This is a genomic window from Parabacteroides sp. PFB2-10 (assembly GCF_029893085.1).
Lineage (GTDB): Bacteria > Bacteroidota > Bacteroidia > Bacteroidales > Tannerellaceae > QVMG01.
The window spans coordinates 187,408-201,694 of the sequence record NZ_JARXWI010000007.1 but is presented as its reverse complement, the minus strand read 5'-3'; the positions used below and the strand labels follow the sequence as shown (position 1 = coordinate 201,694).

Below are 14,287 nucleotides of genomic sequence, written 5' to 3'. Positions count from 1 at the left end.
TAATATGAAAATAATACTACTGGCACTTCGTGCATTGACCCGTTTTCGCCTCTATGCGTTGATAAATATTTTGGGATTGGCTTTGAGCCTGGCGTGTGTGATTATTATAGGACGTTATGCTTATAGTGAGTTGACAACCGATCATTTTATAAGTAAACTCGACCGGCTTTACTTTACAACTACGCAGTATCAGACTGATTTGCGGACAAGGTTCAATACCGGTGAACGTGGCCTGGAACAGGCGGGAGATCAGAATATAATGAAAGACCCGGCGGTAGAGAAATTTACCTATATCTATCCCTACAAGAACGACCGGATCACTTGTGACAACCGGGCGTACGATGTGGATATGTTTGTTGTGGATTCGGTTTTCTTTCAATTACTCGACTACCCGATAAAGGGGGGAGATGCCATGTCTATCTTCCGGCAACCCGATGCGGCAGTGATTACCCCTATTTATGCTCGTAAGCTATTCGGCAAAGAGGATCCGATCGGGAAAACCATACAATTGTCGACCGGTAAGCAGGCGACAATCGCCGGGATATTGGGAGAGATACCCACGCAAAGCAGCTTTCAGTTCGATCTGCTTGTCTCGAGTGAATTGGACAATTCTTGGTCGCGTGTGCCTATGCTACTGACGCTGCTTCATCCGGGGGCAGATATAAAAGCGATCAATGAAAAATATGATTTCTTTCAAAGCAGATATGATTGGGACAGGTTTATTCGCTATCAGTTTGTTCCGATGAAAGGTATTTATTTTTCTCCATTAAGCGAGGGTTACTATCTTTTTGAACATGGAAATATGCGCAGTATTCATATACTCTTTATCATTGTGTTTTTGATACTGGTCGTAGGGATGCTTAACTATATAAATATCTATACGGTATTGTTGTTGAAGCGCAACCGGGAGTTTGGTATGAAGAAGGTCTTCGGAGCGGGATTTCGTTATTACACGACACAGCTTTATGCAGAGAATATCTTCCTTGTTGGGGTGGCATTGTTTTTGGGTTGGCTGTTTGTTGAATTGAGCGGTGGGCTGGTGCGAACTCAATTGGGACTGCAGCAGGTGAATAACCTTTCTTTTGACTGCCTGTTATCGCTTTCTTTGTTGTTGTTGCTTCCTTTGATTACCTCTTCTTATCCATTGTTGAAGTACAAGTATTCCCCACCCATTATATCTTTAAAGAATGTACATACCTCTGCGCCGGCCATACGTTCCCGGAGTATATTCCTTACGATTCAATATATCATATCTATTGTTTTGATCGTTCTGTCGATGTTCTTTGCCAAGCAGCTTCATTTTATGCTGCATGCAGACTTGGGCTATCACACGGAGGATATTATAAAGGTGCAGTTTTTACGCGAGAACTATTCGATGAGTGATACATATGAAGAAGCTACTGCCAAGAGAAATAAGCAGCGGGAACAGGTTGCCTTTTTGGAACAAAAGATGAATGAATCACCCCTGTTTACCTCCTGGACATACAACGGGAGTCCACACGAAATGGGAGCAGGAATTTTATTTAAAAAGGAGGGGGGAGAGTTTGAAGCTGTCGCTTCTATTGATTGTGATGAGAATTTCTTTTCTATCTATGATATAAAGCTCTTAGAGGGAAGGTTATGGGATACGACAAAGGATCGTTCCCTGCAATACCGGGTAATTATCAATGAAACGGCGAAAAAACTATATGGAATTACAGATATCTCTGAAGCCTATCTGCAACCGGAAAGTCGTATATGGATGAGTTCGAATGAACCGGGTATGGACACCAATCCGCCCTATCAGGTAGTTGGGGTAGTCAAAGACTTTAAGGTAGGGCACCTCTCGCAGGCAACACCCCCTGTGTTGTTTACCTATGGCAATGCTTCTCCCTATTATAAGCTGACAGCATCCATTGCTCCGGGAAAAAGAGCTGAGGCAATCCATTTTATGCAGCAACTGCATGAGGAGGTGATCGGTGGCGACTTCTCCTATTCGTTTGTGGAAGATGAGATAAAGATACTTTACGAAGAGGATAAAAAGACCGCCATTATCTTTACTGTTTTTGCCCTGATCGCTATCTTTATCTCGGTGATGGGGTTGTTTGGCTTGTCTTTGTTTGATGTGCAACAGCGCTATAAAGAGATTGCTATCCGCAAGGTGAATGGGGCAACCACTTCGGTTATCATGCATTCGCTGTTAAAGAAATATCTCTATTTGTTGTTGATCTCTTTTGTCGTTGCCGCACCTGTTTCCTGGTTTGTGATCCACAAATACCTCGAAGGCTTTGCCCACAAAACAGTCATCTCCTGGTGGCTCTTTGCCGTGGCATTATTAATAACCGGTGGCATCGCCCTCCTAACCCTTGTCTGGCAGATACGCAAAGCGGCAGAGACCAATCCGGCAGAGGCTATTAAAACAGAATAATAATTAAGATACAAAATATGCTACTACACTATATTAAAACCAGCTACCGTGAGATGATCCGGTATAAAACGCAGTCGATCGTAAGTATTGTCGGGTTGGCGATAGGAATTGTTAGTTTTACATACGGCTGGTATTGGTGGAGTTATGAAACATCCTATGATAATTTCTACCCGCAGTCCCAACAAATCTATATGGTCGGCGGTTTGGATCTGCAGACCGGGAAGCGGACGGAGGAGTTGCCATTGATTCTTGCCCAGAGATTGAAACAGGAGTTCCCGGAGGTAAAAGAAACCACGCAGATATATATGAGATATAGTTCGACTATACGCTATATGGATGAAACCCTGTCAGATTGCAATGAGGAGTTTGTTGATGAGAGCCACTTCCTGTTTTTCCCCCGGAGAGTCATTTGTGGAAGGGAAGAGAATCTCTTGCAGGGAGTGGATGAGATAGTTGTTACGGAGTCGTTTGCCCGGAAACATTTTAATACGCCCGAGGAGGCAGTAGGGAAGGTGTTGCGTAACGCCTATAGGGATGTACTCACGATTGTCTCTGTCGTTGAAGATGCGCCGGAGAACTCTCGATTTCAGCATAATATATATGAATTGGATGAGTTAGGTCGCAGTTTTATAGAAAAAATGCCGGAGGAGAAACAATGGATATTACTGAATGCACGCATATTCCTTCTTTTGCATGAAAAGACTGATGTCAAAGCTTTCGAACGAAAGATAGCCAACTATATGATTGACAAGGGTTATAATGAGGCTATCCGCATTCAATTAGTTGCCATGAAGGATATCCGCCATACATTTGGGAGCGACATCTCTTTTAATATGCATTACATACAGACATTCCTTATCACCGGTTTATTATTGCTTCTAAGTGTCTTCTTTAATTTTATCAACCTTTTATTCAACCGAACCTATCAACGCACAAAAGAGGTGAAAACACGTTCGGCTGTGGGGGCGGATAAAAAGGCGTTGTTGATGCAACTGTTTATAGAAATATCTATACAGGTGTTATTGGGTGTATTCCTGGCTGCTTGTCTTTTGGAACTTACTTCACCTCTTTTCGAAAAAATATTGGAGATCCCTTTGGACCGCAAAAGCTCATTCACTACGCTTCTGTGGATATCTCTTTATAGTTGGGTTATTATCGTCGCTGTGTGCCTCCCTTTTCTTTCCCGTTTTATATCCAAAACAAGGTTTGTGTTAAGTGGAGACCGGCAAAGATTCTACAAAGCTAATCTTCGGAAAACAAGCTTGACCTTACAGGTAGGCATTTGTGTGTTTTTCCTTTTCTCAGTTTTTGTCGTTGGAAGACAGATTTCGTTTATGCAGGTCAAGGATTTGGGATTTAATAAAAAAGATCTTGTTTATTTCCAGATGGGGGCAAGAAACAGGGAAGCCATTACACGTGAAGTTGCCTCGTTGTCGATTGTAAAACACCTGTCAAACGGCGGGTCATTTTCAATGAGGCATGACCCCTATTTAGAAAATAAAATCACTTGGGAAGGGCAACCGGAGAATTATGCACCCAATTTCCAGATATTGTCTGTGGGTGAAGAGTTTTTAGATGCATTTGGCATCACGCTGAAAGAGGGACGTTTTGTCAAGGATACAGACCCGATTGGCAGGATGTATGGGGCTAACGCTGTTGTTAATGAAGAAGCCGTTCGGACATTAGGCTTTGATAATCCTATCGGAAAGAAACTGAATGTGTTTAATGGTAGTGTTCGTTCCGATGGAACTTTTGGAACGGAAGAGGTGGAGATAGTGGGGATTGTCAAAGATTATCATGCGGCAAGCCTCCGTAATCCTATATTTCCACAAGTCATAGTGCGCAGTTCCGGAAAATGGTATGGTTACACCTATTACGCCCGGGTAGAGGAGGGCAGGGAGCAGGAGGCTATAAAGCAGATAAAAGAGGTGTTTAAAAAGCATGCTCAGCAGGGAGACTCTGAAAGTCCGGTTATGACAATGGAAGAGATATTCATGGAATTAAACAAGGCGGAAGATACCAGTTTGAACCTGTTTACACTACTTGCTGTCTTGTGTACGCTTATTTCATTGTTTGGTATCTATTCTATTTCCCATAGCAATATAGGGCAACGCCGGAAAGAGATCGCTATTCGCAAAGTGATGGGCGCGTCCACTTCAACCATCATACGTATGTTCTTAAAGGAATATTTACTGATTGCCTGTATGGCCAATATTATTTTCATACCCCTGGCATGGCTGTTTATCCAGCAGTGGTTACAGCAATATCCCTACAAGGCATCGCTGTCTGCCGGGCTATTTTTATCTGTATTCTTTATCACAATACTATTGATAGGTATAACCATACTTTTCCAAACACTAAAAGCAGCCAAGGCCAATCCGGCAGAAGTTGTTAAAGCAGAATAATTATTAAGAATATGTTACTACACTACATTAAAACCAGTTACCGGGAGATGATCCGGTATAAAATGCAATCGATCGTAAGTATTGTTGGCTTGGCATTGGGTTTCACTGCATTTGTTTTCGGGGGCTACTGGTATTGGTGGGAACATAACTTCGACACGTTTCATCCGGAAAGTGACCGTCTCTATTGTCTGACGACTACCGGAATCGGCAAGAAGGCAAACGGCATGCCTTCGGAGTTGAACCAGTTGAACCTGGCCGACCGCGAGCAACTCTTTACCCTTCTGCCGGAGATAGAGGCAAAAGCAACCTTCTCTACGACCTGGGCAAAGCTGAACTGGAAAGGAGATGTGGTCTCTTTATATGGCCTTTTTGCCGACCGCGAGTTCTTTGATGTTTTCATGTCTGAGTTCCTGAGCGGTACTTACCAGGGTGTAGCTCCCGATGGGCAGTCGGTTGTTATTACCGAGAGCCTTGCGCGGCGCTTCTATGGCTCTGTAAATTGTGTGGGGCAGGTGTTGCCACTCAGAGAGAATTGGCAACCGGTGATTGTCGGGGTGGTGAAAGATTATCCGCCCCATACCGAGATTCGTTTCCAGTATATTGTGTTGCAGACGATACACCCTGATCCGCAGAGTTATGTAAACCGGGCAACGGTTTATGTGCGCTTGCGGGAAGATGCCTCTGTCGACAGGGTACATGATAAATTGAATGCCTATAAGAGTCAGGCAGAGACACGAAGAGGAAAGCTGGAAGAGGCAGCAAACTGGGTGATCCGTTTGCGTTCGGCTGCCGAGGCACACCTCACAACCCATTCGGAACTGGAGAACCGTATCCGTAATATCGGCATATTAGCTCTGGCGGGATTGATGGCGTTTGTGAGTTCTCTGTTGAATATCTTAGTCCTTTTCATCGGACAGCAACAACGAAAACAGCGCAAGAACCTGACGCACCAGAGCTTTGGCGCTTCGCCCCGCAATATGATGTTGAAGGGTTGGATAGAACTATTCCTGCCGATGGTATTGGGTTTTATGCTGACCTATTGCTTTATAGAGATACTCTTTCCCTATTACCGCGACTACACCGCCTGGAATGATTATGGGATTTATGAAGGGGTAAACCAGTCGATCAAGCGTGTTCCATTCTTTTCGAATACTTTCTTTTATATGATTATCAGTGCGGTTGTCTTTTCTGTTCTCTGCTATTTCCCCATCCGCCACATGATCCGCAGGCAAACAGCTAACCCGGTGATACTGAAGAAGGGCTTGATCGTAGGGCAGATATTTATAGGCTCCCTGTTTTTCCTGAGTAGCATTGTGCTGTTTCAGCAGCTTCGCTTTGTTTTGTTTACCGACAGGGGATTGGATTATGAGAACGTTATTCAAATAGATATGGGCTTTTCGACCGCTTATGAGGAGAACCTGTCGACCTTAAAACCGGAACTATTGAATCATCCGGCGGTGGAAAAGGTGACCTATACGGCCGTGAACAGTGCGGTGTTGACAGAAATGGGCGACTATTACGGCAGCATGATCACTCAGAAATTTGTTTTCTCCGAAGCGGATATGGCGAACCTGAAAGAATGGAACCTGATGTTTGTGGATGAAGACTTCTTTGATCTCTTTGGTATAAAGTTGCAACGTGGCGACTGGCTGACGGGCGAGAACAGCCGCAACTACCTGGTCAACGAGAAGGGATTCAACGAACTGGGCTATCAGGATCTGACCGAGCGTCCGATGTTGACGCCTCAGCATATCACAAATACGGAAGTGACCCGGGTGTGTGGTGTTGTCAATGACTATTACTATTGTCCTTTCCAATATCCGATCCAACCGGTGTTCTTCCAATTATTGACAGAGAAAGAGATAAGAAATTTCCCGGCACATTATATATATGTGCGTTATCAACCGGGCAAAAAGAAAGAGGTGATGGCGCATATCGAACAGGTGACCGGGCGGGTAAACCGCAATGAGGTGAATATCGACAAGCGGTTTATCGAACTCTCTGCCCTTGTCGACACCTTTAATAAACCGGAGAAGGTGATCTTTACCCTGTTTAGTCTGCTTGCCTTTCTCTGTATCCTGATATCTTCTTTCGGCATCTATTCCCTGGTATCCCTCTCTACCGAACAGCGAAAGAAAGAAATAGCTATCCGCAAGGTGAATGGAGCGGGCGTTGCCCATATTATGCAGATATTCTTCCGCGAATACCTTGTTTTGGCTATTATCGGAAATACCTTTGCCCTCTCTTTCGGATATATACTGATGAAGCGTTGGCTAGAAACCTATGCCTACCATGTCTCTCTTTCTGTGGGTATGTTTGTCCTTGTTTTCCTGTTGACTTCAGCCATTGTTATCCTTTCAATCTTCCAGCAGGTAAGGAAAGCAGCCCGGATAAACCCGGCGGAGGCGGTTAAATCGGAATAAAGAACAACATATAAGAAATGATACTACCACACTATATCAAAGTTGCCTGGCGAAATCTACTACGCTATAAAACACAATCTATCATCAGCATTGTCGGATTGGCTGTCGGTTTTGCCTGCTTTGTATTGGCTTCGATCTGGATCCGGTATGAATTGACGTATGATACTTTTCACCAAGATACGGAACGGATCTATATGGTGCGTAAGCTGTCTGAACATTCCCCGGGTGGGTTGTCCCAATATACCACTTTCCCTCTGGCAGAGTATCTGGAAAATAATTTGCCGGAGGTAGAATTGGCAGCTAACTGCCAGTATGGATTGGACAAGTATCAATTAGGCAATTCACTTCAGGATACTTATACTTTAGGTGCAGGAAAGAAGTTTCTCCAGATGTTTCCGATTCAGATAGTAGAAGGGACAGAGGATTTCTTGATAGACAAAGCAGATAATATTGCCATTACGGAGCGAATAGCAAAAAAAATCTATGGTAAAGAGAGTCCGATAGGAAAGACATTAAACGTATCCAGAGAAGAGAAAACGATCGTTGCAGTAGTGAAAAACTGGCCGATGCATAGCAACTTCTCTTTTGATATGGTAAGTCCCGTCTGGAGTGAGTCAAGCTGGGGCTATACGAGCTGGCATACCTTTATAAAATTGCACGAGGGGGTCGATGTGGAAGCTTTCCGGCAGAAACTGGAGGAGTTAGTTATCCACCCGGGTGACAACTCGGTCTACAAAGGATTGAAGATGACCCCAATTAGTAAAATACGTTATGAAAATCCCTTTAAGGAGACAGCGTTGCATTTCAATCATCTGATATGGTTTGCCATTGCGGGGGGATTATTGGTGCTCTGTGCGCTGTTTAATTACCTAAACCTATTTGTTACCCGTATGCGTATTCGCTCTCGGGAACTGGGATTACGCAAGGTTTGCGGCTCTTCCAACCGGCATTTGCTCTGGCTCTTCTCAGTAGAGTTTTTATTTACTCTCTTTTGGGCGATTTTGTTAGGGTTGACATTGCTGGAGTTAATACTCCCGTTTTTCAAAGAGATATCTGAGATAAATACGAGCCGCCTCTCCATTTACTTGGAGGCTATTGGATATTCTGCCGTTATCGCTCTTTTGTCCTTTCTTGTATCTCTTCTCCCGATCTATTATTTTCGTCGCCACAGCCTCCATCAGATGGTGAAAGGAGGGAAGAAAGGGGGAGACAGAAGAGGTTTTCAACAGGCAGGTATTCTGTGCCAGCTTGTTATATCCATCGGTATTATCTTTTGTTCGGTCGTTCTTATCAAGCAAGTCCACCATTTGCGCACGGCAGAAATGGGAATTGCACGCGAAAACCGGGCGGTTGTCCGTACTTCCCCTCCGGTAGCAGAGCTGAAAGATCTCCTTGCACAAATACCCACTATTACGGAGATATATGGAGGAATGGAGGAACCTTTGGTACCCAGCTTTGGTAGTGCGCATCTATCAATCAACCAATGGGAAGGAAGACAGGAGGGGGCATCGGATGTCACACTTCGCCAAATTGATTGCAGTCATGCCTATTTTGATTATTACGGATTCAAACTGATCGCCGGCAGTATGCCCGAAGATGGAGAAGAGAAAAAGGTACTTATCAACGAATCGGCGGCAAAGGCGTTGGGTATGGATGACCCTGTCGGTAAGAGTATCATGAGCGAATCGGGTCCGGTAATAACAGGTGTTGTGCAGGATTTCTTTATCTCATCGCCTACAGAACCTATACAACCTATGCTATTCCATTTTAGGAAAAAGGACTATGGTGGACAAATTATTTTGCTCAAATACAGCGAAGGGAAATGGAAAGAATGCAAACAGCAAATCGATGATGTTATAATAAAAAACCAAACGAGCTGGTTCTCTATGATTACAAATATGGAGGAAGAATACGACAAAATGCTGGCATCCGAAAACGCATTGATCCGCATTCTCGACTTTATTTCGGTGATTTGCATCCTTATCTCTCTTTTCGGTTTGTTCTCATTGGTGACACTCGATTGCGAGAAACGTCGGAAAGAGATTGCTATCCGTAAGGTGAACGGTGCTGATATACAAACGATCTTCGGAATGATCTGGAAGAAATATATGTTGCTCCTCTGTCTGGCGATGGGGATAGCCTTCCCAATAGGCTACTTGATTATGAAGCGCTGGATAGAATCCTACGTGATGCAGGCCTCCATTGACTGGTGGATATACGTTGCTATTGCCCTTTTTATGGCATTGACCATCCTCCTCTGTGTCGGCTGGCGCATCTATAAAGCGGCTCGTACCAACCCCGCGGAAGCGATTAAAACGGAATAAAAATAGAACGAACCATGATATTACTGCACTACATCAAAGTTGCCTGGCGAAATCTTCTACGTTATAAAACACAATCTATCATCAGTATTGTCGGATTGGCTGTCGGTTTTGCCTGCTTTGTATTGGCTTCGATCTGGATCCGGTATGAATTGACGTATGATGCTTTCCACCAAGATGCGGAGCGGATCTATATGGTGCGACAGTTTTCTGGACACCACTCCAGTGGCGTGAGCCAACAAACACCCTATCCTCTGGCGGAATATCTAAGAAATAATTTCCCGGAGGTAGAAACAAGTGGCAATTGCAGATATTCTGAGTATAGCTATAATCACAACAATGAGGAATTAACGCCTTTCTGCTTTGTGACTAATAAGCAATTCTTACAGATATTCCCTATGCAAATATTGAAAGGAACCGATGATTTCCTGATCGAAAAATCAGACAATATTGCTATCACCGAACAGTTTGCTAAGCGTTTATTCCCTCATGAAGATCCTCTGGGCAAGACATTATTAACGGGCGGAAATAATGAGAAAACGATTGTTGCGATACTGAAAGACTGGCCAGGGCATAGCAATATGCCTTTTGAAACAGTTATGTCCGACAGGCTTTTAGCAGAGTGGGGCTTCATGGCCTGGTATACTTTTATAAAAATAAAAGAGGGGGTCGATGTGGAAGCGTTCCGGGAAAAACTGGAACAATTGGAAATTCACTACGCGGAAGGATCTGTTTATAAAGATCTTCTGATAACTCCTATCAATAAAATACGTTATGAAAAGCCAATCAGGGAGACATCCTTTCACTTTAATCACCTGGTGTGGTTTGCTATTGCAGGAGGGCTGTTGGTGATCTGCGCCCTGTTTAACTACCTGAATCTGTTTCTAATCCGTATCAATATTCGCTCCCGTGAATTGGGACTGCGTAAGGTTTGTGGTTCTTCCAACCTGAACCTGTTATGGTTGTTCTCCGTAGAATACTTCTTGACGCTTTTTGGGGCGATATTCATTGGCATGATATGTATAGAAATCTTATTCCCTTTGTTTAAAGATGTCTCAGAAATAACGGCCAATAGGTTTTCTATCTATTTGGAAGCGCTAACCTATTCCATCCTATTATCTCTGGTCTTTTTCCTTGTTTCCCTAATCCCCATCTATTATTTCCGGAAAACCAGCCTTGATCAGATGATGAAAGGAGGACGCAAGGGAAGAGGAAAGAGGTCTTTCCAACAGATAGGTATTCTGTGTCAGCTTATTATTTCTATCGGTATTATCTTTTGTTCGGTCGTTCTTATGAAACAAATCCACCATCTGCGCACGGTAGAGATGGGAATCGCACGCGAAAACCGGGCGGTAGCCAGAGTATATCCGGGTTTGGAGGCATTCACGGATCAACTGAAACAGAAGCCTTGTATTACCGAAGTCTATGCCGGCAAAGAGCCTCCTTTACTACCCGTAACTGCAAACATTTCCATGTCGATAAGCCAATGGGAGGGGAAGCAGGAAGCAGCACCGAATGTAACCTTTCATCTTTACGATTGTAGTCGTGCCTATTTCGATTTTTATGGATTCAAACTAATTGCCGGCAGTATACCTGACGATGGAGATGCGCAACATGTCCTGATCAATGAAACGGCGGTAAAAGCTATGAGGTTGGAAAATCCTGTAGGTAAGATGATTGAGTGGGATTCGGGAAAGATTATTGCCGGCGTTATACAAGATTTTTTTATTGCATCTCCGACAGAACCGATATACTCCATGTTATTCGGGTTTGATACGAGTTATGGCGGTCCTTCTTCTTTTTCGGTTTTGTTTCAATATGCCCCTGGCTCATGGAAAGAATGTAAACAGCAAATCGGTGATATCATAGCTGCCAATCCGACCATTCAATCCTTTTCGATTACAAATATGGAGGAAGAATACGACAAAATGCTGGCATCCGAAAATGCGTTGATCCGCATCCTCGACTTTATTTCGGTGATTTGCATCCTTATCTCCCTTTTCGGTTTGTTCTCATTGGTGACACTCGATTGCGAGAAGCGTCGGAAAGAGATTGCTATCCGTAAGGTGAACGGTGCTGATATACAAACGATCTTCGGAATGATCTGGAAGAAATATATGTTGCTCCTCTGTCTGGCGATGGGGATAGCCTTCCCGATAGGCTACTTGATTATGAAGCGTTGGATAGAATCCTACGTGATGCAGGCCTCCATTGACTGGTGGATATACGTTGCTATTGCCCTTTTTATGGCATTGACCATCCTCCTCTGTGTCGGCTGGCGCATCTACAAAGCGGCCCGTACCAACCCCGCGGAGACAATTAAAACAGAATAAAGAACAGATAGTATATGAAAATAATTCTTTTAGCTATCCGGTCGCTTACGCATTTCAGGCTTTATACCCTGGTGAATATTCTGGGGTTGGGGTTAAGTCTTGCCTGTTTTATATTGATTACGCGTTTTGTATATAGCGAGATAACGACCGATCATTACATTGATAACTATCAGAAGGTTTGTATCTCTGCTCATGAGAAAGAAGACAACAGTAACATTCAGCTGATAAATATCAGTGGTTATTTTTCTCCTGATCCGATGGATGATATAGACATTGAACTTTTTTCTGTCATCTATCCGAACGAGAGGGATATGATCACCCTCGAGGAGACACACTATACCCTTTCGTCGGCCATGGTAGACTCCAATTATCTTAACATTGTCAGTCTGCCTATCTTGAAACAGAATAGACCCCGTTTGTTGATACAACCGAATGAAGCCATTGTCTCGGAGGAGCAGGCAAAACGTTTGTTTGGAAATGAAGATCCTATCGGTAAGACATTCACCTCCTCTTTGGATAATGTGCTTACGGTGACGGGTGTCTTTGGAAAACCTGCTACGAAAGCCTCTTTTGGGTTTGATATACTGCTTTCCAATGATCCAAGAATGGCAAAAATAAGAGGCTCTGTCTGTTTTGTGAGATTGAAGGAAAACTGTGACATTCAGTCTTTCAACGAGAAGTACAGTAAGTTTAGAAAAACTGAATATGAGGAGAGCCGCAGCCGCCCCCGTTTCTATTCGCTTAAAGAATTGTATTTTACCCCCGGAATTAGTTTGTTTGACGGTTCATATGATAAAGGCGATATGAAACAGCTCTATCTCCTTACCGGTATGTCGTTGCTTTTGTTGCTTATCGGATTGTTTAACTTTGTCAATATCTATACGGTCATCGTACTTAAGCGCGGGCGTGAGTTCGGCATGAAAAAGGTGTTTGGCGCCAATGGGCATCAGGTGGCTCTCCAGTTGTATGTCGAGAACTTCCTTATGGCTGGCTTGGCATTGTTGGTCGGATGGTTTTTGGTGGAGATAGGCACGCTCTTGTTTGGTAGCTATTTGCGTTTGGAGGTCATACCCAACGCCCTGTTCGATCTCACTCTCTCCCTGGTGATCTTGTTTCTGTTGCCGCTTCTGACAACGATATTTCCTTTTGTGCGTTACAATTATGCACCACCTGTTGTCTCCCTGCGTTTTGTGGGGAAAAACGGGGTGGCAACCCTTTCCCGGGATATCTTTTTATGCCTGCAATATGTCATAACCTTCTGTTTGGTTATCCTTTCCCTCTTTTTTGTCCGGCAGCTCCGGTTTATGTTGAATGTGGATCCGGGTATTCAAACAGAGAATATCATTTTTGTGCCTCCCGTGTCTGCTCCAACAGGCAGCACTATGGCGCAATGGAATGAATACAACAGAAAGAGCGGTTTCATCGAGGAGTCACTTAAGGCTTCTCCATGGGTCGTAAACTATACATTCAATAATCTGCCTTCTGTGATTCCCTCCTATATGACATACGTCAGAACCCCTGGGCAAAAACGACAAGAGGTAAAGAATATAACCGCGTCGGGTGCCTACTTTAAACTATTGGATATTCAATTGAAAGAGGGACGTTTGTATAATGACAGTATAGATAATTTCAGGGGAATGGATGTTATTCTGAATGAATCGGCTTGTGAGTTGCTGGGTATCACCAACCTGGAGAACGCGGTGGTGCAAACAGATCGCTTCCTTGTTTGGTACACAGGCATAGATGAGTCGCAACCCTGTGAGTACCGGGTGATTGGCATTGTGAAAGATTATCATGTGCAACACCTCTCTCAAAAGACAGTACCTCTGATGTTTAAATATTATGGAGGAGGTATGCAGAATGGTCTTTTGGTTGAACATGTTCCCGGAAAGCGACAGGAAACATTAAGGTTGTTACAAACTATCTTTAGTGATATTTCGGGAAATGCCTTTACATACTCGCTGTTCGAAGAGGAGATGAAAGCCTTGTACGATGCCGATAAGCAATTGGTCAATATACTCTCCTTTTTCGCTTTGATTGCTATCTTGATCTCTATCATGGGATTGTTCAGCCTCTCGCTCTTTGATGTGCAACAGCGCTTCCATGAAATCGCCATACGCAAGATCAATGGTGCTGATTCCGGACTGATTATGTGCTTGCTTTTATATAAATATGTGAAGCTATTGGGTATCTCTTTTCTGGTTGCCGCCCCCATTTCCTGGCTGGCCATCACAAAATACCTCGAAGGGTTTGCTTATAAAGCATCATTCGCCTGGTGGTTGTTTGTGGTAGCTTTGGCTCTAACGGCGGTTGTTTCATTATTGACACTTGTCATTCAGATCCGGAAAGCTACACAGACCAATCCGGCGGTTGTCATACGTTCCGAATAATTTATTTG

Annotated in this window: 6 protein-coding genes; all 6 read left to right on the top strand. The window is 43.8% G+C overall.

From position 1 onward, the window contains the following. Positions 1 to 4: 4 nt before the first annotated feature. The 6 genes from M2137_RS08480 to M2137_RS08455 are packed head-to-tail and all read left to right on the top strand — an operon-like array spanning position 5 to position 14,279. Positions 5 to 2,407 carry an ABC transporter permease gene (locus tag M2137_RS08480; protein ID WP_280766014.1) on the top strand — a complete coding sequence of 801 codons (2,403 nt, stop codon included), beginning with the start codon at positions 5 to 7 and terminating at the stop codon, positions 2,405 to 2,407. Positions 2,408 to 2,424: 17 nt separating this feature from the next. Next, entirely contained in the window at positions 2,425 to 4,812 is a 2,388-nt protein-coding gene (locus M2137_RS08475) for an ABC transporter permease (RefSeq protein WP_280766013.1), read from the top strand. Between the two features lie 11 nt (positions 4,813 to 4,823). Continuing rightward, positions 4,824 to 7,235: an FtsX-like permease family protein gene (locus M2137_RS08470; protein WP_280766012.1), complete on the top strand. Its 2,412-nt coding sequence runs from the start codon at positions 4,824 to 4,826 to the stop codon at positions 7,233 to 7,235. A 17-nt stretch (positions 7,236 to 7,252) separates the two neighbouring features. After that, positions 7,253 to 9,559, top strand: coding sequence for an FtsX-like permease family protein (locus tag M2137_RS08465; protein ID WP_280766011.1), 2,307 nt, complete (start codon positions 7,253 to 7,255; stop codon positions 9,557 to 9,559). Positions 9,560 to 9,573: 14 nt separating this feature from the next. After that, positions 9,574 to 11,889 (top strand): FtsX-like permease family protein, encoded by a 2,316-nt coding sequence (locus M2137_RS08460; RefSeq protein ID WP_280766010.1) that lies wholly within the window; start codon positions 9,574 to 9,576, stop codon positions 11,887 to 11,889. 14 nt (positions 11,890 to 11,903) lie between these two features. After that, a complete protein-coding gene (locus M2137_RS08455; protein WP_280766009.1) occupies positions 11,904 to 14,279 on the top strand; it encodes an ABC transporter permease in 2,376 nt (791 codons plus the stop codon). The last annotated feature ends 8 nt before the right edge of the window (positions 14,280 to 14,287 follow it).